Below are 24091 nucleotides of genomic sequence, written 5' to 3' on the forward strand. Positions count from 1 at the left end.
TTAATCGGTGGTAGTTGACAATTCTTTTCACTTTCCACGTGAACTTTCTTTTTTTGTAGACTAGCGTACTGCTTTTTAGTAACTGATTCGTAGGCTTCCTCTTTAAAGGGCGTTCGTGGCTGGAATGATAACTTGCTTACTATCATCTAAATCACGATGAGCACTGAGTTGAACAGTTCTATTAGTAGAAGCATGTGGGATTTCAATTGTTGCTACTCCATTTTTAACCTTAACCGATTTAATTACACCATTTCCAATGCGATAATATATACGTTTACGTGAGGTGCGTACGTTGATTTCATTATAGTTACCGTCGGTGGATACCTTAATTTTCTTGATATGGGAGCGATCAGCTAATAGCATACCAGCGAATACAATGGCTCCGAGTCCTACTACTTTTTTCATGGTTGTTCTTTTCATGACTATCCTCCTTGTCTTAACTAGATAAGCAACGTATTATACTTCTATTTTAACCTAATTTAGTTGAACTAAAACTATATAATTAACTCCCGACTTGCAAAGCGAGCCGGGAGTTTTTTTATGCCATAACTATGGAAAGCCCCTAGCTTGCATAACAGTAACTAGGGGCTTTAACTATATCAATTTTGTTCAATGGCAATTGATAGAAAGCTATGTGCACCAACTTCAAAATTTCGTGAGGTTCTCAAGTTTTCCTAGATTTTATCAAAAATGAGGCGGGCGGGAATCGAACCCGCAACCTTTGGTTTAGAAGACCAATGCTCTATCCGGTTGAGCTACCGCCCCAGACTACATTAGTATAAAGAACGGGATAGGGCTTGTCAATTTCTTACCCGAAAAGCGTTGAAATAATAGTCAAGTATTTAAAGTAAGCGTTTGACGACAACTTATATTGAACATATAATAGGTAGTAAGAATAGAGAAAGAATACTTCATACCTGAAGGTACCGTATTGTGTCAAGGTTCTTGAATGGGGGTTATAAGATGACAGTCATTAAGCAAGATCCGCGGGTTGTTAAAACGCAAACCAATTTACGACGTGCATTGGTCTACCTAATGCAGCATGAAAAACTAGAAAACATTTCCGTTCAAAAAATTACCAAGACAGCCAATATCACACGGGGAACCTTTTATCTCCACTACCGGGATAAACAAGATTTTGTGGAGGCAGCAATGAATGGGATTATCGACCAGTTGTTCGAACACGTCCTAGAAAAGGGTACTCCCCGAGAAGTAACTAACGGCACTACTCTCCAGACCATGAGCATTAGTGAAACCTTTTCCTATATTGAAAAGAATGCGGATGTCTTTACCGTTTTGCTCAGCGGCCAACAAAATCGTTACTTTTACCAGCAACTGTACAATCGGCTGATGGAGGTGATTACTAATTATGCTAAGGGGCTGGGGACGGATTTAGAGGAGATCGACGTTCCGCTTCGAATTCAAGTGGCTTTCATCGCCTCGGCACTGTTAGGATTAATTATTCGTTGGCTTGAGGGGTGCTTAATATACACTCCCCGTTTCATGACCAGTAGCCTTGAAAAAATGCTTAATAACTTTGCCAGTAGCCACTTGTTAGTAATATCCTTCTTTGATTTTCAAATCCATAATGATTTAGAAATATAATCAGAAAATATGGACCGTCTTTTCGCCAATCAGTTGACGAAGGGACGGTTCTTTGATAGGATAAGAACGTTGTATTTGTAACCCCACAACTACAACCGCACGATGACGAGTTTAAAAGCAGCCGCTACTCGTCGCGGCGAGTCTTAATTAAGGAGGTGCACAGAATGTACGCAATTATCGTAACTGGTGGCAAGCAATACAAGGTAGAAGCAGGTCAAGCTATCTACGTTGAAAAGCTCGATGCTCAAGCAGGTGACAAGGTTACCTTTGACAAGGTTGTCTTCGTAGGCGGTGACGACACTAAGATCGGCACGCCATTTGTTGACGGCGCTTCTGTTGAAGGGACTGTTGACAAGCAAGGCAAGGAAAAGAAGGTTGTAACCTTCAAGTACAAGCCGAAGAAGCACACCCACACGAAGCAAGGTCACCGTCAACCTTACACTAAGGTTACTATTGACACGATCAACGCTTAATGAGGTGTTAGTATGATTCGTGTCTCATTTACGGTGACGCTGGATCAAAAAATCACATCGTTTAAGATGGTCGGGCATGCTGATTCTGGGCCCATGGGCCAAGATATTGTGTGTGCTGCGGTCTCGGCCTTGGCGATCACAACGGTTAACGGTCTTGAACGGGTAGTAAAAAAAGAACCCACCGTTACACAAGATGTATCCAATGGGGGCCATTTAGAGGTTACCTATATTGACCAAGGTCACGATGCTCAAATAATTCTCCAAACGTTTCTTACTGGGATTCTTGACATCCAGGAACAGTATGGTGAGTTTCTTGAGGTTAAAATGTTTAATTAATATCTTTGCTGGAGGTGAACAACTATGATTATGGATCTTCAATTCTTCTCCCACCACAAGGGGGGCGGTTCCACTGCCAACGGTCGTAACTCTGCAGGTCGGCGCCTTGGTACTAAAGCAGCTGATGGTTCCGTAGTTACTGCCGGATCAATCATCTACCGTCAACGTGGTACTCACATCAACCCAGGTGAAAACGTTGGTCGCGGTAACGATGATACTCTGTTTGCATTGGTTGATGGCGTTGTTAAGTTTGAACGCATGGGCCGGAGCAAGCGGAAAGTTTCCGTTTACCCAGTGGCTGAATAAGCTCATAATAGACCGTAAGCCTTGTGCTTACGGTTTTTTTGTCTTTTAATGGATTGTTTGTGCTTTAGGAAGGGTAGCTTATGAAAACGAGAATTGAGCGGCTCCGGATGGGGTTTGAAAAGCAGTATATTGATGCGTTTTTGGTAACCGATAAGACTAACATTCGGTACCTAACTGGTTTCAACCTTGAGCAGGGCGATGGTGGACTGTTAGTTACTGACTCCGATGCCGTAATCATCACTGATGCACGGTATCAAGAGGCCTTACGAGAGTTTAAGTCTGATGAGGTGGTGGCGATGATCACCCAGGATTATTGGGGAGATCTAAATAAGCTCTGCAAGGGAATGAAGGTAACGGTGATGGGTTTTGAAGACACCATCAATTACCGGACTTACGAACGTCTTGACGATTTGATGGAAGCTGCCATTGTACCCTCTAACCGGGTGGTGGAACGGCTGCGTCGGATTAAAGATGCTGAAGAGGTTGAGAGGCTACGTAAGGCAGCGAAACTACACGACCGGGGTTATAACTACCTCTTGTCAATTGCTCACCCCGGAGTAAGCGAACGGGAACTAGCCTTGGAGCTAGACCATTGGATGAGAATGAACGGAGCTACCAGAGAATCGTTCCCAACAATCTTAGCTAGCGGCCCGAACTCGGCTAAGCCGCATGCCACCGCTTCGGCCCGTCAGCTAAGGGAGGGAGATTTGGTAACCATTGACTTTGGCTACTATGTGGATGGCTACACTGCGGATATGACCCGAACTTTTGCTGTCGGGCAACTTGACCAGCGACTGATTGATCTGCATCACCTGATTGACGCTGCTCAAAAAAACGTAATTTCTCAATTGAAAGTTGGAATGACTGGTAACGAGGCAGACATGCTGGGGCGGAGGCCAGTTGAGGATGCTGGCTATGGAGATTACTTTAACCACGGGATGGGACACGGAATTGGAATGATGGTTCACGAATTTCCGAACTCGTACGGACCGGGCAGCCATCGTTACAAGTTCCGTAACAATGAAGTGGTTACCGTTGAACCAGGAGTTTACTTACCTGGTGTAGGCGGGATCCGGATCGAAAATGATGTATTAGTAACGCATGGCGGGGCTGAAGTCTTGACCAAGGCGCCCACCGACTTAGTTGTAGTGAGCTAGGTCAATTTGCAATTTATCCTTTAATAGTGCAAAATAGAAAAGATAACGCATGTACTGACGTGCCCGATCCAAGAATAAATAGGAGGCCGAACGGATGGCTGAAGATTCAACGATTATTTTAAATAGTGACGACCAGTCCTTAGGTAAGATTCAAATTGCACCGCGGGTCATTGAAATCATTGCGGGAATCGCTGCTAATGAGATCGATGGGGTGTCTAAGATGCACGGTTCTCTTGCCAACAACGTGGGAGAACTACTGGGCCGTTCTGATCGCCGGCGTGGGGTTAAGTTGGCCAATCGGGAAGACCGAACCCTGGCAATTGACGTCGATGTCTATCTTGATTACGGCGCTCAACTCCCGAAGGTAGCAGCTGAAATTCAAGGTAAGGTAACCCAACAAGTGGCTTTGATGACGGACTTGACGGTTAGTGAAGTAAACGTTCATGTTCAAGGGATTGTCACACCAAAAGAAGCCCAAACGGTCGATCCAGATAATTTATTTGAACAAGAAGAAAGTGAAGATGGTGAAGAGTAGTGAGTTTTAGTCGTCGTAAGATTCGAGAAGTGGCCTTTCAAACATTGTTTGCGATGGCGTCTGATGCTGAGGTTAACCGAGAAGAGTTGTACCGGGAATTATTGCCACTTGCCCCGCAAGAAGAAGTGCCGGCCTATCTTGAGAGTCTTGTCACAGGGGTAACCCAACATGAAGACGAGTTTAACCAAGACATTGAAGCGTCGTTGGCGAAGGGCTGGACGCTTTCGCGGGTGGAAAAGCCAAACTTAATTATCTTACGCTTAGCCCTTTATGAAATGAAATACGTTGATGACGTTCCGGTTGCCGTTGCCATTGATGAGGCCTTGGAATTAGCTAAGGAATACAGCGATGACAAGTCACGGAAGTTTATCAACGGGGTGTTAGGTCACATTGGGGGACCAAAGATAACTACCCCGTAATTAAAGGAAAGGGGCCAAGCACTGTGCTGGGCCCCTTTTTCTTATTTTCAAGCTAGGAGTTGGCGTGTTAAAATTAATCCATGGTAAAAAAGGAACTTAAATTTAGTTTAAGTTAAATAATGCCGTTAAATCCCGAACATTAACCAAAAATGAACGACCGATAGGGGAGGAATTGTTTACCATGGTGGAACTAATCGACGGTAAAAAATTAGCTAGGGAACTTAATGAAAAGACGGCCGCCCGTGTTACGGCACTGAAGGAGCGGGGAATAACTCCGGGAATTGCGGTGATTCTGGTCGGTGATGATCCAGCCAGTGCAATTTACACTCGTAATAAGCATCGCAAAGCCGAAAAACTTGGGATGAAGTCTGTGTTAAAAACTTTTGCAGAAGACGTCAGTCAAGAAGAAGTTATGGCCTGTGTTCAGGATTTGAATCAAGATCCGTCAATTCATGCAATTTTGATTCAATCGCCACTGCCGAGCCATCTTGACGAAAAGGTCCTTGATAACGCCATCAACCCTCAAAAAGATGTTGACGGCTTCCATCCCTTTAACGTGGGGCGACTATATAATAATGATCCGGATAAGTGCTACCCAGTTTCATGTACCCCACGGGGAGTTATGACGATGCTGGACCATTACAATGTTAAGTTAGGTGGCAGGGATGTTGTGGTAATGGGCCGCTCGATTTTGGTCGGCAAGCCGATGCAATCCCTGTTACAAAACCGGAATGCAACGGTAACGATGATATCTCGCCACACAAAAGATAAAGCCTTTTATATGCGTCATGCCGATGTCTTGATTGTTGCCATTGGGCAACCTCGCTTTGTCAAGGCTCAAGACGTCAAAGAAGGTGCCGTGGTGATTGATGTCGGGATTAACCGTTTAGAAGATGGGAGTTTGTGTGGCGATGTCGATTTTGAAGATGTTAAGGATAAGGCAAGTCTAATCACTCCGGTTCCCGGTGGGGTCGGTCCGATGACGATTGCCAGCTTGATGGCTCAAACTGTGGATTTGGCAGAGTGGAGTGAGGAGTAAATGATCGCGGAAAAGAACTGTTTGACGGTGGCCCAGCTCACTAGGTACGTTAAGCGAAAATTCGATGCGGACCCGTATCTAAACCGGAATGTTTACGTGGTAGGCCAGCTAACCGATTTTCGCTTACGTAAGACACACCAGTACTTTTCCTTAAAAGACGATCAGGCTGATGGGCAGTTTCAGTTGTCAGTAGTGATGTTTCAGCGGGCCTTTGCTAAGGTTAACTTTACCCCGGAAAATGGAATGCGGGTGATCATAAAGGGCCGCTTATCGGTTTATGAAGGCCGGGGCAGCTATCAAATGTACGCCGAGGAGATGGAAGTGACGGGGATTGGAACCCTTCAGGTGCGCTTCGAACAGCTTTATAAAAAGTTACGTCAAGAAGGTTTATTTGACCTGCCGAAAAAAACAGTACGCCCCTTCCCTAAGCAGGTGGCGGTGGTGACTTCCAATGATGCAGCCGTCAAGCACGATATCATTACCACCGTTCGTCGCCGTAACCCGTTGGTTCAGCTGATCTTTTATCCAACTCGAGTTCAAGGAGATCAGGCTGCCAGTGAAATTGCACATCAGATTAATCGGGTTAGTGAAGCCAGAGCCTATGATGCTCTAATTGTCGCCCGGGGTGGGGGATCGTTAGAAGACCTCTGGCCTTTTAACGAAGAGGTTGTTGGAAGAGCGATTGCAAAGGCGACTCTACCAGTAATTTCATCGATTGGTCATGAAACGGATACAACAATTGCTGACCTAGTGGCCGACGTTCGGACGGCAACTCCGACAGCGGCAGGAGAGGCAGTCACCGCCTGGCCACTAGCCGACGTCTTGGCCGAACTTCAAAAGGATCAAGCGTTACTCTATACGGCCGAAAAAAACCGACTGCAAAATGTTCGCCAGCAGGTAACGGCACTGACGGAAAGCTACTTCTTCAAGCAACCCGAGCGCCTTTTCGCCCCCCGGATCCAACAAGTGGATGAACTAACTGACCGGCTAAAAAACCAGGCCCAACTAAGGGTGACCAATAAGCGCCAAGTGGCTCAAGAATTGCAAACGTTCCTGGAGCGAAACTCGCCTCGGGCACGACTGGCGAAGCAGCAAGCCCAGTTAGCAAGTATCCAGCGGGCACTTCAAGTTCAAATGCAGGTCCGATTAAATCACGAACGGGAACGTCTGATTCGATTAAAAGAGAGGCGCGGAGCATTAACCAAACTCTTAACCCAGGTGCAAAGTGGTATTATTCACGATCGAAGCCAGCAGGTAGACACGCTGATTAAACAACTCGATACATTGAGCCCGCTTAAGGTTATGGCCCGGGGCTTTGCTCTGGTCACTAAGGATGAGAAAGTTGTGTCATCAACTAAGCAGCTACAAGTTGGTGACCAGGCCACAATCAGATTTGAAGACGGGGCTGTGAACGTAACGGTTAAAGAAATTGAAAAGGGGAATAAATAATGGCAAATCAATCAGCAAGTTTTGAAGAGCAACTGGGACACCTCCAAGAAATTGTTACTAAGCTCCAACAGGGGAACGTATCGCTAAGTGATTCAATTGACCTGTTTAAAGAGGGGATGACCATATCTAACGGTTTAAAGAAGCAACTCAACGACGCTGAAGCCACCCTAGCCAAGATGATGGACGAAAACGACAAGCTTCATCCAGCCGAAGAAAAGGGTGAAGACGTGTCTAATAATGGGGTTAACAATCAGGGGTTTCAATCGCAGTTTTTAAATGAGGATCATTTTTAATGGCAAAACAACTAACCGCTCTAGTGAGCCAAGTTGATGCTTACCTGGCCGCTAATTTAGCCGATAATTGCGATCAAGCAATTTTAAAGGAGTCAATGGGATACTCGCTTTTGGCGGGAGGAAAGCGTCTGCGACCTACCCTAACAATGGCGGTAGCTAAGATGCTGGGAACCATAGTTGATGATAACGTAACCAGGGCCGCTTGTGCGTTAGAACTAATTCACACTTACTCCTTAATTCATGACGACCTACCGGCGATGGATAACGATGATCTGCGGCGGGGTAAACCGACTAACCATCGGGTCTTCGGGGCGGGGATGGCAACCTTAGCCGGTGACGGTTTGTTGACCTTGGCCTTTCAATGGGTAAGCGAAAATGATCTTGCCCCAGCAGTCCGGTTACGACTAGTCCAGGAGTTGTCGCGGGCAGCAGGGCCAGCTGGGATGGTAGCCGGACAGGCAACAGATGTTTCGGCCACTGGTCAAAAACTCTCACTGACTGAGTTGAAGAAGCTTCATCGTCAAAAGACGGGCGCCCTTTTGCGCTATGCGGTCTTAGCGGGAGGGATCATCGCAAATCAACCACAAGAAGTTTTGGACGCCCTGATCGGCTTTGGTGAGAGTTACGGGTTAGCCTTTCAGATCTATGATGATATCTTAGACGTGACCGCTACGACGGCCCAAATGGGTAAGAAAACTCACAAGGATCAAGATAAGGCCAAAAATACCTACCCGGGACTCTTAGGGCTTGATCAAGCCAAGCAAGAGTTAGTCACCGCCCTGCAAACGGCTGGGGATTATCAGGCACAAATCAAGGAAGCTGCCGGGTGTGATGTTTCAATTTTGGATGAATTTTTAGCGTACTTTAAAATCTAGGGGTAAAATATGGAAAAAGAACGGGTGGACATTCTCTTAGTAAAGCAGGGACTGTTTGATTCGCGTGAACAAGCTAAACGATCAATAATGGCTGGCGAAATTCTAGGGCAAAACAACGAACGCCTTGATAAGCCGGGCCAAAAGATTCCCGTCACCACCACACTGCACATGAAAGGCAAGAAAATGCCCTATGTCTCACGTGGGGGACTGAAGTTGGCCAAGGCACTGAAGGTTTTTGATATCTCCGTTTCTGATAAAGTTGTCTTAGATATTGGGAGCTCGACGGGGGGATTTACTGACGTAATGCTTCAAAATAAGGCTAAGCGTTCTTACGCCTTAGATGTTGGGACTAACCAGCTCGTTTGGCAGTTACGTGATGATCCCCGGGTGGTGGTAATGGAACAAACAAACTTCCGTTACTCCAAGCGGGAAGACTTTACAGCAGGCCAACCCGAATTTGCTTCCATTGACGTTTCCTTCATCTCTTTATCAATGATTCTCCCTCCGCTGGCTAATATTCTGGTGCCGGGTGGGGAAGTGGTAGCCCTGATTAAACCCCAGTTTGAAGCGGGTAAAGAGCATGTTGGAAAGCATGGAATTATTCGCGAACGTAAGGTTCACGAAGAGGTTTTGACGCGGGTGTTATCCTTTATGGTCGAAGATGGCTTTGACGTTTTGGGATTGGACTTCTCCCCGATTAAGGGAGGCCAGGGGAACGTTGAGTTCTTGGCTCACTTAAGGCTGGCTAAGGGTAATGCCCAAATTAATCCCCAAATTGACATTAACCGCGTTATTGACGCTGCCTACGCGGAACTAAATAGCTAAGGAGGAAAACGTAATGAAAAAGGCTGGTCGTCAACGGCAAATTCAACAAATCATTGAGGAAAATGATGTTGAGCGTCAGGATGATCTCGTCAACTTGTTAGCACAGGCGGGAATTCAGGTTACGCAGGCAACAATTTCACGCGACATCAAGGAAATGAAATTAATTAAGGTACCGTCAACCCATGGCGGGTACCACTACAGCTTACCCAATCACCATCAAGAGGATAGAGAAGTCCAGTTGGAGGCAACCATTAAGAGCAACCTGGTTGAACTAAAGCGAAGTGACCGGATGGTGGGACTGATGATGCAACCAGGCCACGGACCGTTGATGGCTCTTCTGGTGAACTCACTTAAGTTTCCAGAAGTCTTCATGGCAATTGGCGATGATGCGAGCGTCCTGGTGGTTTGCCAATCAACGGAAGCGGCCAAGAAGTTTGAGATGCGAATTGAGGAGATGCGTTAATAGAATGGGGGGCTGCGTGTGTTACAAGAGCTTACAATTGATAACTTAGCGATTATCGATCACTTGAACCTGGCCTTTGATGATCACATGACGGTCTTAACCGGTGAAACCGGGGCCGGAAAGTCGATTATCATTGATGCCGTCAGCTTGCTAGCGGGGGGCCGAGGGTCTCAGGAATTTATTCGTAAGGGCGCTGAAAAATTATCCCTGCAGGGGCAGTTTGAACTCCCAAAGGTACCAGGTTACCAGGAACTCTTGGATGACCTGGGGATTTCACATGATGATGGGGTCCTGATTATTTCACGCGAGATTCACCGAAACGGACGTAACACCATTCGAGTTAACGGGAGCCTAGTCAACGCAACAATACTTAAACAATTGGGTGCCGGCCTGGTTGATATTCAGGGTCAAAACGAGCACCAGTTACTGCTCCGGCCCGAATCCCACCTAGGTATGCTAGATCAGTACGCAAGTGCCAAGGTACGTCCCCTGCTTGCCGGTTATAAAGAGGTCTATCAGGAGTACCGGCGTCTGGAGGCGGCGGTCAATAAGAAGAAGGAAAATGAGCAGCAGTGGGCCCAGCGCTTGGATATGCTGCGCTACCAGGTTAAAGAGATCGGTGAGGCCAACCTGCAAGCTGGTGAAGAAGACGAGATGATCGCGGAAAAGGAACGCCTGGAGCACTTCCAACAAATTGCTACCACCCTTCAGCAGGTGGTGGGCATTTTGAATGATAATGAGGGCACCCCTGTTTTAGATCAGGTAGCCACGATCATGAACGCAACTGAAGAAATCGCCCCCTTTGATGCCGACTATTCGGACTTGGCTAAGTCACTGTCTGATGCTTACTATTCCTTACAAGACGTTGCAAACCAAGCGGGTCACCAGCTAGATAGCCTGGAGTTCGATGAGAATCGCTTGGCGGCCATCAACGCTCGTCTAACGGTGATCGCCGATCTGGAGCATAAGTATGGCGAGAGCCTAACCGACGTTTTGGACTACTATGAGCAGATTAAAGCAGAGCTTAGTGAGATGGAAGCGACTGCAGACTCGGATTCTGACCTTGAAGAACGGCTGAACCAAGTTAAAGAAGAGCTTTTGAAAAGGGGCAGCGCCCTTAGCAAGGTTCGGCAAGAGGCGGCTAAGGAGTTAGCCCAAAAAGTTCACGTTCAGCTTAAGGAACTGTACATGGAAAAGGCGGTTTTTGAGGTTAACTTCTTGAAGACCAACGCTCCGGCCTTTTCACCGACCGGAATTGATCAAGCTGAATTCTACATTCAAACTAACCCTGGAGAAGCGATGGGTCCACTGGCCCGTATTGCTTCGGGTGGGGAACTGTCACGAGTCATGTTGGCCTTAAAGACCATCTTTGCCCAGGGCGAGGGCGTCACCAGCATCATCTTTGATGAGGTTGATACTGGGGTTTCCGGCCGGGTAGCCCAGGCGATCGCTGATAAAATCCGTCTGATTGCTCAGGGATCACAGGTCCTTTGCATTACCCACTTACCTCAGGTTGCTGCCGTGGCTCAGCACCACTTGCTGATCAAAAAGCAGGTTCAAAACCAGCGGACAACCACCAGTGTTTCACAACTGAATGAAGACCAGCGAGTTGAAGAATTGGCCCGGATGTTAGCCGGTGAAACAATTACTAAGCTTGCACGCGAACACGCCTCGGAATTATTAGCAATGGCAAAATAAAAAAAGCAAAAAACGACCCTGGACCTTTGGAGAGGCCTAGGGTCGTTTGCTTAATTATGGTTAGCCGGCAATGTAGCGGAGTTGGGCAAGCTTAAAGAAATAGGAGAGATTGCCAGTTTGGATAACGTATTGACCGGCGTGGAGCTGAGACAAGGGACCCCGGACATTGATAATCTGACCATCGGTGTGAACAGGCATTAGCTGAACAAAGACCTCACGTCGTTCTTTAATGGCGCGGTTAAGGAATTGGCGTCGCTGAAAAAGCGGCTGGATGGGAAGAATTCGTGGAACCATCGTTTGATTATTGCTTGGTGTATCAAATAAGGAGAACCAAAGAGCGGTCCCCCGGTTAATTAAAGAATGTTTTGGAATTTTCATATTGGTCCTCCCCGAACGTTTGTTTGTGACTATATTATACGAACGGATGTTCAGAAAAGCAAGGAAAAATCCGATCATTTATCCGTAATTTATTAAATGATTGTGAGAATTCATTAGTCTTCGCCCGGCAGAGTAAGAAACTGTGGTATCATATATCCAATACTTTTAAAAATGGTTAGGGGTAAGAACAGAAATGACAAAGCGAGGAATGTTGATTGTCCTTTCGGGACCATCTGGTGTTGGTAAGGGAACGGTTCGGAAGGCAATCTTTGACCAACCAGGAAACGACTTTCAGTATTCAATTTCGATGACGACGCGTAAGCCACGACCGGGTGAAGTTGATGGTAAGGACTACTTCTTTGTTTCTAAAGAGGAGTTTGAACAAAAGATCCAAGCTGGTGAAATGCTTGAGTACGCCAAGTATGTTGACAACTATTACGGTACACCATTAAAATGGATTAACGATACCCTGGATTCCGGTAAGGATGTCTTCTTGGAAATTGAAGTTAACGGGGCAATGCAGGTTCGCTCCAAGAGCCCGAACGGCGTCTTCATTTTCTTGACCCCACCTGACCTGATGGAATTGAAGCAACGTTTGATTCATCGGGGAACCGACAGCATGGAAGTAATCAACAAGCGGATCCAAAAGGCCTTTGGTGAGATCGAAATGATGCAAAATTACGACTATGCCGTAGTAAACGATGAAGTTCCAAATGCCGTTGAAAAGGTAAAGGAAATCATTCGAAGCGAACGATTACGAGTACGACGGGTAATGCCGGATTACTTAGAAATGTTAGGAGAATCGATGAAATGATTTTATTTCCATCCGTTGATAAACTTTTAGAACGGGTTGACTCCCGTTATTCATTAATCATGTTAGCAAGCAAGCGCGCCCACGAAATCGATAAATACCGTATTGATAAATGGCGTGCTGACCACCCAGACAAGGCGGGGGAAACCGTTAGTTTAGAAGGGGATAAGCCACTTTTGTTGGACCACTACGACTCTGACAAGTCTGTTGGGATGGCCCTTGAAGAAATCGAAGCTGGTCTGGTGACGATCGACGCCACTAGCCAGGAAAACATATAAAATAACCACCGGGAGAACCGGGAAAGTGGCCAGGGGAATCCCAGGTCGCTTTTTATTTTAAGGAGGAAACAAGATGGCGCGAATTGCAGTGTACGTAACGGGAAGTATTGCCGCTTATAAGGCGGTTAGCGTGGTACGGGATTTGCAACGGGCAGGACATGAAGTACGGGTGGCTCAGACCAAGGCCGCCCAGCAATTTGTTGGCCCAGCCACTTGGGGCTCCTTAACCCACCACCCCGTCGTCGATGACTTATGGGCGATGAGTGCAGAGGGACAGGTTCCCCACGTTCACTTGGCTGACTGGTCAGATTTAGCCCTGGTGGTCCCAGCAAGTGCAGATGTACTTGCAAAGATGGCCAGTGGCTTGGCTGACGATGCAGTCACTAGTGCTCTTTTAGCAACTCAGGCACGCCGCCTGGTGGTTCCGGCCATGAATTCGCACATGTGGGCCAATCCGGCCACTCAACGAAACGTTGCCCAGCTGAAAAAAGATGGGGTTCACTTTCTAGAACCAACCGACGGGATGCTTGCGGAAGGCTACGCTGGTAAGGGACGGATGCCCGAACCGGCTACCATTTCTAAATGGGTCGATTCCTTTTTAAACAAGAGTAACGCCCTTACCAAAAAACGGGTGGTTGTTACCGCTGGTGGGACCCGGGAGCCCCTTGATCCAGTCCGTTTCATTGGCAACCGATCATCTGGGAAGATGGGAATCGCAATTGCTAAAGCGGCCGCTTTAAGGGGCGCCGATGTTAACTTAATTGTGGGTCAAGTGAGTGTCGAAGTGCCTCACCATCCCAATATTCGGGTTCAACGAGTTGAGACAACGGAAGAGCTATTTGAAAAAGTTGATCTAGCCTTTGAGAAGGCGGATGCACTAGTGATGGCCGCAGCAGTAGCCGATTTTCGCCTGGCCAAGCCAAACGAACAGAAAATTAAGAAGGATCAAAACGGCAATTTAACGTTGCAATTGGTTAAAACCACTGACATCTTAAAGGTGATGGGCCAAAAGAAGGGTAAGCGACTGGTGGTGGGATTTGCCGCTGAGACGGAGCACCTACTTGAAAACGGGACCGCGGAGCTAGCTAGAAAAAACGCCGACTTGATTGTGGCTAACGACATCACTAAGGCCGGGAGTGGCTTTGGCAAAGATACCAATCAGGTAACGATTATCTCACGTGATCAAGATCCCGTTGAATGGCCTCAGATGAGTAAGCGAGCGGTTGCTGAGCACCTAATTGACTTAATCGGACAGCGTTTAACGGAGAGAAAATAGGACGGGTGAAATTAAATGGTAGAGATCGTCCAAGTAATTGTTGATGTTCCGACAATGCAAACCAACCGCCCCTATACCTACCGGGTTCCTACCCGGCTTGAACGTCAGGTTGCACCGGGAATGCGGGTAATGGTTCCCTTTGGCCGCGGGAGCCGGGAGGTACAGGGCTTTATCATTGCCGTCGATCAGCCAACTGATTACGACGGGAACCTCAAGGAACTAACGGCGGTGATGGACCTAACCCCAGTTTTAAACCCAGAGCTGTTACGCCTCTCCTCTTGGCTTGCTGATACCACCTATTCCTTTCGAATTACTGCCTTGCATACTATGCTGCCCAATCTCTTAAAGGCGCGGACAATTCGGTTAGTTCGCCTGGTTGACGAGGTCGATGAGCAAACCTACCTTAACTTATTTGGTGGCCAGAACGAACTTGACTTAGCCAGTGTGCAAAGTGACCCGCTAGCCCTTAGTAATTTGATGAAACTCCGGCGGGCCGGAAAAGTAGTTATCGACTACCAGGTTAAGGATCAAGCACGTGTCAAGGTGGTGACGACGATCATCCCGCTACTATCCTTTGACGACTACGAAGGGGAACGGCTGGCGGTTGCTAAAAATGCCCATGCTCAGCAGAAACTATTGGATTACCTGCAGAGCCTTAACGGCGAAACGGTTACCTTTAAGGTGGCCCAGGAAGTGAGTGGCTTAAAGCCAGCGACCTTTACCATCGGTGAAAGACGGGGCTGGCTTAAAAAGGGACAACAAGAGGTCTACCGTGATCCCAGTGGGGCGCTGCTGTCTTCAACTACTCCGCCCCCGGTTTTAAATGATGATCAACGGAAAGCCGTTTTGGCAATTAACCAAGCTACCAACCAGCATGAAGAAAGGGTCTTTTTGCTCCAGGGAGTGACCGGATCAGGAAAAACGGAGGTCTACTTGCGGGCAATCCAGGAGGCCTTAAAAAATGGTCGAACCGCCCTGATGTTAGTACCAGAAATTTCTTTAACCCCTCAGATTGTAAGCAGGGTTCGGGCACGGTTTGGCCGCCGGGTGGCCGTCTTACACTCGGGACTTTCTAATGGCGAACGTTACGATGAGTGGCGCCGAATTAGGCGTGGTGAAGCCCAGGTAGTGGTTGGGGCCCGTTCAGCCGTTTTTGCACCACTGGAAAATATTGGTATTATCATTATGGATGAGGAGCATGAGTCGTCGTATAAGCAGGATGATGTTCCTCGCTACCACGCTCGTGAGGTGGCTAAGTGGCGTGCCAAGTACCATCATGCTCCCCTGGTTTTGGGGTCGGCCACCCCAAGCCTTGAGTCACGGGCACGGGCCGAAACAGGGCTTTACCAGCGCCTAATACTACCTCAACGAATTAATCAGCAGCCTTTACCACCGATTGAGGTAGTGGATATGAAGGAAGAGGTACAGCGGCGTGGAGAGACCAACTTATCACTGCCACTCTTAAACCTCCTGGTTGATCGCTTGAATAAGGGTGAACAGAGCATTTTGATGCTTAATCGGCGGGGGTTTTCCTCCTTTGTTATGTGTCGGGACTGCGGTTTAGTGCCCAAGTGTCCCAACTGCGATATCTCCTTAACGTTGCACATGGATAGCCATACCTTAAAGTGTCACTACTGCGGGCACGAAGAACCAATTCCGCGTTTATGTCCTCGCTGCCAGAGCCGGCGAATTCGCTATTATGGAACAGGAACTGAAAAGGCCCTGGCGGAGTTGCAAACTCGGTTGCCGACTGCTAGGATCATTCGGATGGATGTTGATACCACCCGGCGCAAGGGGATGCATGAAAAGTTGTTAGCCAAGTTTGGTAACCATGAGGCAGACATCTTACTGGGGACTCAGATGATTGCTAAGGGACTTGACTTCCCCAACGTTACCCTGGTGGGGGTCTTGAATGCTGATACCGGTCTGGACTTACCTGACTTTCGGGCTACGGAGCGAACTTTTGACCTGCTTGCTCAGGTAGCAGGTCGAGCGGGTCGTGCTGAAGCAGCGGGTCAAGTGGTAATTCAAACCTTTAATCCTGATAACTACGTGATTCAGTTGGCCAAGGCCCATGATTACGAGCGCTTCTTTGTTCAGGAGATGAACCTGCGTAAGCTGGGGGCATATCCACCTTACTACTACACAATCCGGGTGATGGGGAGTCACCCTAATGAGCAAACTGCTGCCAGAGTGATGCAAACAATCCGCCGGGAACTGACGGGTGCTTTAGACACCCAGACCGTTATCTTGGGACCAACGCCCCGGGCGATTGCTCGCCTTAAAAACCGTTACTACTACCAGATTGTAATTAAATACCGTCACGATTTAACCCTTCACGACCGTCTGACTGCCATCATGGAGGGAGCTCAGAAAAAGTTTGACCGTCAGACCCAGGTAATAATTGACCCGGATCCACAGTACTTCTTATAGTTTCAGAAAGGATAGATAGTTAATGACATCGATTGTTTTTATGGGAACCCCACACTTTGCGGTTCCAATTCTACAGGCTCTGATCGAAAGTGATGATTACCAGGTCTTGGCCGTTGTTACCCAGCCAGATCGCCGGGTAGGGCGAAAGCACCAGTTGAAAGCGACCCCAGTCAAGGAGGCGGCGCTCTCAAACGGCATTGAAGTCCTGACCCCTGAAAAGATTAATCATAGCCCTGAGATGGACCGGGTGATTGAATTGGCGCCTGACTTGATCATCACGGCGGCCTTTGGTCAGTTCCTCCCGGAGCGACTTTTGGCCGCTGCAAAGCTGGCTGCCATCAATGTTCATGGCTCACTTTTACCCAAGTACCGTGGGGGCGCTCCAATTCAATACGCCGTTATGAACGGTGATAAGGAGACTGGGGTTACCATCATGTACATGGTTAAGAAGATGGACGCCGGTGACATCATTAGCCAAGCACACCTTGAAATCACCCCCCAAGATGATACTGGGACCATGTTTGAGAAGCTGTCCTTACTGGGCCGCGATCTCTTACTTGAAACCCTGCCCAAACTAATTGCAGGGACGATTACCCCGGTTAAGCAAGATGAGAGTGGGGTTGTTTTCTCACCTAACATTACGCGGGAACAGGAGCAAATTGACTATACCTTACCGGCTGAGCGAATCGACGACCTAGTACGTGGGCTACGTCCAGCACCAGTGGGGAACATGGTTTTAGACGGCCTGGTTACCAAGATTTACGACGTAACCCCGCTTGAAGAGACCACCGATTTAAAGCCTGGCCAGGTAGTACGGGTTGAAAAGCACGCCCTTATTCTAGCGGCGGGTGAGGGGACAACTTATCAGATCAACAGCTTAAAGCCAGCTGGTAAGCCCAAGATGGATATCACGGCCTACTTAAATGGTCATCAAAACCTAAGGGCAGGGGTGCAAGCAATAAGCCATGAATAAGACACAAGTGAAACCACGCGGGGCTCGAGAAATCGCCCTGACAACGTTAGATAAGGTTCGGTCTTCTGGTGCCTATTCGAACCTGCAGTTAAACCAGGCTCTACAAAATAGCCGGCTGTCCAAAGCTGATCGCCGGCTCGTGACGACTTTGGTTTACGGGACTCTGCAGCACCAGTTAACCCTGGAATACTGGTTGGCTCCCTTTATTAAGGGTAAAAAGGTAACGCCATGGGTCAAGACCCTGCTCTTGATGACCATTTACCAGTACCAATACTTGGAACGGGTGCCTAATTTCGCTGCCACTGATGAGGCAATTGAAATTGCCAAGTACCGGGGGAACCCCGGGGTCCGCCGGTTTGTGACCGGGGTGCTACACGCCATTTTGGATAGGGGCGTTGCTGATTTGACAAAAATCAAGGACCCCCTGATGCAGATGGGAATTCAGGCTTCATTGCCGGACTGGCTAATTAAGACCCTGGTGGATCAGTATGGTGAGCAAACAGCCAAGGCGATCGCCAAAACAGTTAACGAACCGGCCCGAGTCAGCCTTCGAGTCAACCTAAAAAAGGCATCGGTTGAGCAAGCTCAGAAACTTTTGAAAGAGCAGGGAGTGGAAACGAAGCGTTCTGAGGTTGCCAAGGCCGGTCTGGTAGTAACTAAGGGGGCGGTTATTAGTACCCCGGCCTTTTCAGAGGGAATCGTGACGATCCAAGATGAATCAGCTATGCTAGCAGTGGAAAGCATGCACTTGATGGGGACAGAACGGGTCTTAGATGCCTGCGCTGCCCCAGGGGGCAAGACGGTTCAGATTGCCGAGGCCTTGACGACTGGGAAAGTCTACGCCCTGGATATCCATAAGCATAAGGTTGGTTTGGTTGAAAAAAATGCTCAGCGCATGGGGGTTAGTGATCGGGTTACCGTCCGCCAGCTTGACGCCCGTCACGTTGGAGAGGCCTTTTCAGACGGGTTCTTTGACCAGATCTTAGTTGATGCCCCGTGTTCGGGAATGGGTCTGCTACGACGGAAACCGGAAATTCGCTATGATAAGCAACTAACGGACAGTCAGCACCTGCACCAAATTCAGGAAGCAATTTTGGATTCGGTGGCCACAAAAGTAAAAAAAGGCGGTATAATTACTTATAGTACGTGTACGATCCTTCGTCAGGAAAATGACGATACGGTGGCTGATTTCTTAAAGCGCCACCCGAACTTTAGGTTACAGAAAACCACAACCGCACGTATGTTGAAGGACAACCGCCAAGCCCAAACGCTCACCCTGTTGCCGAGTGATTACGGCTCTGATGGTTTCTTTATTAGTAACCTTCAACGAGTCCAGTAGAAGGGGAACGAAGAAACACATGGAGACTGCATTTCGATCTGATATCGGTCAACAACGATCCCAAAACCAGGATCGGGTCAGTGCCTTTTGTATTACACCAAATCTCCAATTGGTTGTTATTGCCGATGGAGTTGGTGGAAATAATGGGGGGAATGTCGCCGCAGAAGAAACGGTGATGGCGCTTGGTCGTTACTTCACCCAGGAGGCACCGAAAACTTCTGAAGCCGCAAAAGAATGGTTTCGGGAAAAGGTCCGCCTGGTTAACCAATTAATCTTAAAAAAATCCCAATCGAACCCGAAGTACCGGGGGATGGGAACGACGATGGTGGCCGCCATTTTAATCGATAGCGTGGCCGTTGTTGCTAACATCGGTGACAGCCGGGGTTATATTTTCCACCAGGATTTACTGACCCAGATTACCGACGACCACTCCCTCGTCAATGAACTAGTCAAAAACGGTGACTTAACGGAGCAAGAGGCGGCTCACTCCCCGCAAAATAATATTATTACCCGGGCAATTGGAATTTCTAATGATGCCGAAATCGACGTTAACGTCTTTCAACTGGGGCCAAAGGACCAACTTTTATTGTGTACGGATGGCTTAACCAAGATGGTTCCCGCAGCCCAAATTACGACCATTTTAGCGGGGAAAGGATCCTTAACGGATAAGTGTGCCGGCCTGATCAAGCTAGCTAATGAAGCCGGCGGAAGCGACAACGTTACCGTATTAATTAGCCAAAACGACCAGGAGAAATAGCAAATGGAACCCGGATACGAGCTTAATCACCGGTACCGAATCATTTGTCCCCTTGGTGAAGGGGGGATGGCCAATGTCTACTTGGCCCATGACCTGGTTTTAGACCGGGATGTATCGGTAAAGTTACTCCGGCTTGATTTACGGGATGATCCCAATACGCAGCGCCGTTTCCATCGGGAAGCGCTTGCGGCAACACAACTTAATGATCCTCATATTGTTGGGGTTTATGACGTGGGTGAAGACCACGGAATGCAGTATATGGTGATGCAGTACGTCAAGGGGATGGACCTCAAAGACTACATTAAAATGCATTATCCGCTTCCGCTTTCCCAAGTTATTAACATTATGGAACAGGTATTGGCAGCTGTTGAAGCCGCCCATACCCAGGGGATTATTCACCGTGACTTAAAGCCACAGAACATTTTAATTGATGAACAACAGAATATAAAAATCACTGACTTTGGGATTGCAATGGCTAGCTCGGGCAATTCGTTAACGCAAACAAACACTTTATTAGGTTCAGTCCATTATTTATCACCTGAACAAGCGCGTGGCTCGATTGCCACTAAGCGCTCCGATATTTATTCGCTGGGGATTATTCTCTATGAATTGTTAGTGGGTAAGGTTCCCTTTGAGGGCGAAACCGCGGTCTCAATTGCTCTAAAGCATTTTCGGGACCAGGTTCCTTCGGTGCGCCAAGTAAATCCGTCGATTCCGCAAGCGTTAGAAAATGTGGTTTACCGGGCGACAGCAAAGGATCCCGCTCAACGTTATAAAACTGCCGCAGAAATGGCCGCGGATTTGGCAACCGTCTTGTTACCAGAGCGAGAAAATGAAGCACCACTAAAGCTGATGGACCCCGGTAACGAGGAAACTAAGGTGTTGGATTACCACCAGATTAAGGAAGAGGTTGCCAAGGCCAAGGAGGAACCGGTCAAAAAGGCCCCGGTTGATCAGAAAAAAAAGGAGCCTGAAGAAGAGCATCTTAAAAATAAGAGGCGTCACCGCGATGTTTGGGTAAGTCTAATTGTACTGGTGTTAGGAACCCTATTTGGTGCGGGCTGGTACTTTAACCGTGAGGTCACGGTGCCCGACCTAAGTGGGATGACTACCCGTCAGGCCACAAAAGTGCTAGCAGCACGGCACTTGCGGTTGGGGAATATTACCCGGGAAAACTCCTCGTCGGTTGCCAAAAATCGGATTGTGTCCGTAGATGGGGCAAGTAAGGTCCGCTATGGACGTGAGGTCAACGTAATTCTTTCTAACGGAATTAAAACCTGGACGATGGCGGATTACGTTGGTAGTTACTACCAGGGGACAAAGGAGAGCTTAGAAGCCAAAGGTTTTACCGTCCGGATTAAAAAGGAATACTCCGACACGGTGAGCAAGGATCAGATCATCCGGCAGTCAACTACGTCGGGAGAGGTAGTTCACCCGTCTCAAGACGTGATTACCCTGACGGTGTCAGCGGGCAAGAAAACCTATAAGATCCCTAATTTCAAAAATCAGGATATCACTAACGTACAAGACTACGCCAGCAAACACGGCCTGCAATTGACGGTAACGCAACGGGATTCGTCAACAGTAGCAGCGAACAAGGTAATTAGTCAGACCCCTAAGGTGGGGAGTCGGCTGGCCAAGGGTGACACCCTAACGGTGGTTATTGCGAGTTCCGGGACCCAACTAAAGACTACCAGCATCCAGATTGATATTCCTTTCGATGGTAATGGTGGTAAGACCGAAAACCGGGTCCAAGTTTACATTGAAGACGCCTACCATAATCTGACGATGGAATACCAAGACATTACAATTAACCAAGAGACAACGATTAACGTTCCCTTTACCCTGCGTGATGGTGAAACTGGAGCCTACAAGGTTATCCGCAACGGGAAGACGATTATGAGTGCAACCAACATTACCGGCTAAATGCGATAGGAGGTCGTTTGTGAGAAGCGGGACAATTCAACAGTCACTGAGTGGCTTTTATGACATTTGGTCCAACGGAAAGCTGTACCGGACCAGGGCGCGAGGAAATTTTCGAAAGCGGGGGTTAAAACCAGTCGTTGGCGACCAGGTCGAATTTGAGGCCGCAAACCAACAAGAAGGGTACCTGCTAAAGATTTTACCCCGGAAAAATCAGTTGGTCCGCCCGATGGTGGCTAACGTTGATTTAGCGGTGGTGGTAACTGCCGTTAAGGAGCCTACCATGTCCACTAACCTGCTGGACCGTCAGTTGGTGGCATTAGAGAGCCAAAAAATTGATCCGATCATCTACTTTTCAAAGACCGATTTGCTTTCGGATGAAGAGGAAAGCGCCCTAATGAAAATCGTGGCTGGCTACCGTGAGATCGGTTACCCAGTAGTTTACCAGCGCCCCCCGTTTGGCACTGAAGCGCTAGATGAGTTAAGGAGCTTGCTATCCGGTAAGGTTGTGACCTTGATGGGCCAAACCGGGGCTGGAAAGTCGACCCTGTTAAACCACCTAGCACCCGACCTAAAGCTTGCCACGGGTGAAATTTCTCAAGCTCTCAAGCGAGGAAAACACACCACAAGAAAGGTTAGCCTGATGCAAGTGGGGGACGCCTTGATTGCCGATACACCAGGTTTTTCTTCCTACGAAGATTTTAAGATGACGGTTCAAGAACTCCCGAATCTTTTTCCGGAAATGCGGGCCTTGGTACCGGAATGTAAATTTCGTGGTTGTTTACACATAAAAGAACCATCCTGTGCGGTGAAGAATGCATTAGAACATGGTAAAATAATGACTAGTCGGTACGACAATTACCTCCAGTTCCATGAGTTAATTGCCAACCAAAAACCAAACTACCAGAAATGAGGGAAATGATATTATGATTAAAGTTGCACCGTCAATTTTGAGCGCTGACTACGTTAACCTGCAAAAGGATATTGAAATGGTGGAAAAGGGGGGCGCAGAAGTCCTTCACATTGACGTGATGGATGGGACCTTTGTTCCAAGCATTTCTTACGGACCAGGCTTCGTAAAGGCGATCCGGCCAATCTCTAAGATGGTCTTGGACGTGCACTTAATGGTTCAAAACCCAGAACACATCTTACCGGACTTTATTGATGCCGGTGCGGATATTATTGGGGTTCAGGTTGAAGCTACACAACACATTCATCGGGCCCTTCAAATCATCAAGAACGGTGGGGTAAAGGCTGAAGTCGTTATTAACCCGGGGACACCGGTTGACATGATCAAGCCGGTTCTACATCTGGTTGATCAAGTGCTAGTCATGACGGTTAACCCAGGTTTTGGGGGACAGAAGTTCTTACCAGAAACGGTGGATAAGATTGCGGAATTAGACGCATTGAAGAAGGAACAGGGCTACGACTTTGATATTGAAATTGACGGTGGGATCAACGATCAAACCGTTGTTGATTGCTACAAGGCGGGGGCAACGGTGGCCGTTGCCGGCTCATTTGTCTTCAATAACGAAGATCCGGTTGCCCAGATCAACAAGATCAAAGACGCAACTAAGTAAGCTAGGTCAACTCCACTAGGATCGTGTAGTTGTTATTAATGGGTTCCAGCAGCGCGGCGAAACGCAACTGGGACCTTTTACTATATGGGGGCGAAGGGATGAAGGAAGTAAACATCATGGTTGGGGGGATCTTAGACCTGGTTCCCTTAGACCAACTGCAAAAACGGACACAAGAGACCTGGATCGGGGTCGATTATGGGGCCACTTTTTTACTGGACCATGGTATTGTTCCCGCCATTGCACTGGGAGATTTTGATTCAACGCCGGCGCCCCTCTTAAAACGGCTGAAGGAACGGGTAGGGTGCCTGGAAACTTTCCCACCCGAGAAAGACTACACCGATACCCAGTTAGGAGTTAAACGGGCCTTTTTGGACTATCAACCGGACCGGGTTAACATTTACGGGGCCACTGGGGGACGGTTAGACCAGCTCTTATCTAACCTTTACTTCCCACTCTTGGAGGAATTTCAACCCTACTTAGACCGGATCCGCTTGATCGACCGGCAAAATGAGGTTACCTACTACTGGCCGGGGGAGTATACCATCAAAAAACTATCGGAAATGCGGTACCTAGCCTTTGTCGGTTTAACCCCAGTTAAGAACCTGACCCTGCCAGATGAAAAGTACCGTTTGAAAAACTTTAGCACGACGGTGCCAATTTCGTGGTCAAGTAATGAGTTTAATGGTCAGGTCAATCACTTTTCGTTTCAAGCCGGAGTGGTAGCCGTGATTCAAAGTCGGGATTGGACCCTTTGATGCTGTCAAGGGAAAATACTTGAAAGAAAATGTTGCAATCACCGCGCCCCTATGGTAAATTATTTAGGTGAGTTACCGCAGATGCGCGGAGAAAATAATTTGATGAGGAGAGGAG

Annotated in this window: 27 protein-coding genes, 1 tRNA gene and 1 other annotated feature; of the genes, 25 read left to right on the top strand and 3 right to left on the bottom strand. The window is 47.9% G+C overall.

The features are described from left to right. Positions 1-102: 102 nt before the first annotated feature. The gene (locus AOQ57_RS05660; protein WP_093626048.1) at positions 103-420 is read right to left on the bottom strand and encodes a hypothetical protein; all 318 of its coding nucleotides are present in this window, start codon (positions 418-420) and stop codon (positions 103-105) included. 271 nt (positions 421-691) lie between these two features. Beyond that, positions 692-765 (bottom strand) — tRNA-Arg (locus tag AOQ57_RS05665). Positions 766-963: 198 nt separating this feature from the next. On the opposite strand from AOQ57_RS05665, the gene AOQ57_RS05670 reads away from it, so the two are divergent. From AOQ57_RS05670 to recN, 14 genes are all read left to right on the top strand, one after another. Further along, positions 964-1605, top strand: a complete 642-nt coding sequence (locus AOQ57_RS05670) for a TetR/AcrR family transcriptional regulator (protein WP_093626050.1) — start codon at positions 964-966, stop codon at positions 1603-1605. An 83-nt stretch (positions 1606-1688) separates the two neighbouring features. Beyond that, positions 1689-1759: a sequence feature (ribosomal protein L21 leader region), on the top strand. A 10-nt stretch (positions 1760-1769) separates the two neighbouring features. Beyond that, on the top strand, positions 1770-2078 hold the full coding sequence (gene rplU, locus AOQ57_RS05675; RefSeq protein ID WP_093626052.1) for a 50S ribosomal protein L21: 309 nt from the start codon (positions 1770-1772) through the stop codon (positions 2076-2078). Between the two features lie 12 nt (positions 2079-2090). Next, complete coding sequence (locus AOQ57_RS05680) at positions 2091-2414, top strand: ribosomal-processing cysteine protease Prp (RefSeq protein ID WP_093626054.1); 324 nt, start codon at positions 2091-2093, stop codon at positions 2412-2414. 24 nt (positions 2415-2438) lie between these two features. Next, a complete protein-coding gene (rpmA, locus tag AOQ57_RS05685) occupies positions 2439-2720 on the top strand; it encodes a 50S ribosomal protein L27 (protein ID WP_093626056.1) in 282 nt (93 codons plus the stop codon). Between the two features lie 80 nt (positions 2721-2800). After that, a complete protein-coding gene (locus AOQ57_RS05690) occupies positions 2801-3877 on the top strand; it encodes a M24 family metallopeptidase (protein ID WP_093626058.1) in 1077 nt (358 codons plus the stop codon). Positions 3878-3971: 94 nt separating this feature from the next. After that, positions 3972-4412 (top strand): Asp23/Gls24 family envelope stress response protein, encoded by a 441-nt coding sequence (locus AOQ57_RS05695; protein WP_093626060.1) that lies wholly within the window; start codon positions 3972-3974, stop codon positions 4410-4412. After that, entirely contained in the window at positions 4412-4831 is a 420-nt protein-coding gene (gene nusB / locus AOQ57_RS05700) for a transcription antitermination factor NusB (RefSeq protein WP_093626062.1), read from the top strand. The genes AOQ57_RS05695 and nusB overlap by 1 nt, the downstream gene beginning before the upstream one ends. A 181-nt stretch (positions 4832-5012) precedes the next feature. Next, positions 5013-5870 carry a bifunctional methylenetetrahydrofolate dehydrogenase/methenyltetrahydrofolate cyclohydrolase gene (locus AOQ57_RS05705; RefSeq protein ID WP_093626064.1) on the top strand — a complete coding sequence of 286 codons (858 nt, stop codon included), beginning with the start codon at positions 5013-5015 and terminating at the stop codon, positions 5868-5870. Continuing rightward, on the top strand, positions 5871-7319 hold the full coding sequence (gene xseA, locus AOQ57_RS05710) for an exodeoxyribonuclease VII large subunit (protein ID WP_093626066.1): 1449 nt from the start codon (positions 5871-5873) through the stop codon (positions 7317-7319). Beyond that, positions 7319-7612: an exodeoxyribonuclease VII small subunit gene (locus tag AOQ57_RS05715; RefSeq protein ID WP_093626068.1), complete on the top strand. Its 294-nt coding sequence runs from the start codon at positions 7319-7321 to the stop codon at positions 7610-7612. Before xseA ends, AOQ57_RS05715 begins: the two co-directional genes overlap by 1 nt. Continuing rightward, positions 7612-8487 (top strand): polyprenyl synthetase family protein, encoded by an 876-nt coding sequence (locus AOQ57_RS05720; protein WP_093626070.1) that lies wholly within the window; start codon positions 7612-7614, stop codon positions 8485-8487. Before AOQ57_RS05715 ends, AOQ57_RS05720 begins: the two co-directional genes overlap by 1 nt. A 9-nt stretch (positions 8488-8496) precedes the next feature. After that, complete coding sequence (locus AOQ57_RS05725) at positions 8497-9312, top strand: TlyA family RNA methyltransferase (protein ID WP_093626072.1); 816 nt, start codon at positions 8497-8499, stop codon at positions 9310-9312. A 13-nt stretch (positions 9313-9325) separates the two neighbouring features. Further along, positions 9326-9775 carry an arginine repressor gene (locus AOQ57_RS05730; protein WP_093626074.1) on the top strand — a complete coding sequence of 150 codons (450 nt, stop codon included), beginning with the start codon at positions 9326-9328 and terminating at the stop codon, positions 9773-9775. Between the two features lie 18 nt (positions 9776-9793). After that, positions 9794-11473: a DNA repair protein RecN gene (gene recN / locus AOQ57_RS05735; protein ID WP_093626076.1), complete on the top strand. Its 1680-nt coding sequence runs from the start codon at positions 9794-9796 to the stop codon at positions 11471-11473. A gap of 60 nt (positions 11474-11533) precedes the next feature. On the opposite strand, the gene AOQ57_RS05740 is transcribed toward recN, so the two are convergent. Further along, positions 11534-11851, bottom strand: coding sequence for a hypothetical protein (locus AOQ57_RS05740; protein WP_093626078.1), 318 nt, complete (start codon positions 11849-11851; stop codon positions 11534-11536). A gap of 193 nt (positions 11852-12044) precedes the next feature. Between AOQ57_RS05740 and gmk the strand changes: the two genes are divergently transcribed. The 11 genes from gmk to AOQ57_RS05795 all read left to right on the top strand — a co-directional run bounded on the left by gmk (position 12045) and on the right by AOQ57_RS05795 (position 23976). Beyond that, positions 12045-12665 carry a guanylate kinase gene (gene gmk / locus AOQ57_RS05745; RefSeq protein WP_093626080.1) on the top strand — a complete coding sequence of 207 codons (621 nt, stop codon included), beginning with the start codon at positions 12045-12047 and terminating at the stop codon, positions 12663-12665. Next, positions 12662-12940, top strand: coding sequence for a DNA-directed RNA polymerase subunit omega (rpoZ, locus tag AOQ57_RS05750; protein ID WP_093626081.1), 279 nt, complete (start codon positions 12662-12664; stop codon positions 12938-12940). The genes gmk and rpoZ overlap by 4 nt, the downstream gene beginning before the upstream one ends. Positions 12941-13013: 73 nt before the next feature. After that, the gene (gene coaBC / locus AOQ57_RS05755; protein ID WP_093626083.1) at positions 13014-14216 is read left to right on the top strand and encodes a bifunctional phosphopantothenoylcysteine decarboxylase/phosphopantothenate--cysteine ligase CoaBC; all 1203 of its coding nucleotides are present in this window, start codon (positions 13014-13016) and stop codon (positions 14214-14216) included. Between the two features lie 15 nt (positions 14217-14231). Beyond that, entirely contained in the window at positions 14232-16649 is a 2418-nt protein-coding gene (priA, locus tag AOQ57_RS05760) for a primosomal protein N' (RefSeq protein ID WP_093626085.1), read from the top strand. 22 nt (positions 16650-16671) lie between these two features. Then, complete coding sequence (gene fmt, locus AOQ57_RS05765; protein WP_093626087.1) at positions 16672-17622, top strand: methionyl-tRNA formyltransferase; 951 nt, start codon at positions 16672-16674, stop codon at positions 17620-17622. Continuing rightward, positions 17615-18961 carry a 16S rRNA (cytosine(967)-C(5))-methyltransferase RsmB gene (rsmB, locus tag AOQ57_RS05770; RefSeq protein WP_093626089.1) on the top strand — a complete coding sequence of 449 codons (1347 nt, stop codon included), beginning with the start codon at positions 17615-17617 and terminating at the stop codon, positions 18959-18961. Before fmt ends, rsmB begins: the two co-directional genes overlap by 8 nt. Positions 18962-18980: 19 nt before the next feature. Continuing rightward, positions 18981-19718 (top strand): Stp1/IreP family PP2C-type Ser/Thr phosphatase, encoded by a 738-nt coding sequence (locus AOQ57_RS05775; protein ID WP_093626091.1) that lies wholly within the window; start codon positions 18981-18983, stop codon positions 19716-19718. A gap of 3 nt (positions 19719-19721) precedes the next feature. Continuing rightward, a complete protein-coding gene (gene pknB / locus AOQ57_RS05780) occupies positions 19722-21644 on the top strand; it encodes a Stk1 family PASTA domain-containing Ser/Thr kinase (RefSeq protein WP_093626093.1) in 1923 nt (640 codons plus the stop codon). 19 nt (positions 21645-21663) lie between these two features. After that, positions 21664-22554, top strand: coding sequence for a ribosome small subunit-dependent GTPase A (gene rsgA, locus AOQ57_RS05785; RefSeq protein ID WP_093626095.1), 891 nt, complete (start codon positions 21664-21666; stop codon positions 22552-22554). Between the two features lie 13 nt (positions 22555-22567). After that, on the top strand, positions 22568-23221 hold the full coding sequence (gene rpe / locus AOQ57_RS05790) for a ribulose-phosphate 3-epimerase (RefSeq protein ID WP_093626097.1): 654 nt from the start codon (positions 22568-22570) through the stop codon (positions 23219-23221). 98 nt (positions 23222-23319) lie between these two features. Then, the gene (locus AOQ57_RS05795) at positions 23320-23976 is read left to right on the top strand and encodes a thiamine diphosphokinase (RefSeq protein ID WP_093626099.1); all 657 of its coding nucleotides are present in this window, start codon (positions 23320-23322) and stop codon (positions 23974-23976) included. Positions 23977-24091 lie beyond the last annotated feature (115 nt).

It is taken from the genome of Limosilactobacillus gorillae, from assembly GCF_001293735.1.
GTDB classification, from domain to species: domain Bacteria; phylum Bacillota; class Bacilli; order Lactobacillales; family Lactobacillaceae; genus Limosilactobacillus; species Limosilactobacillus gorillae.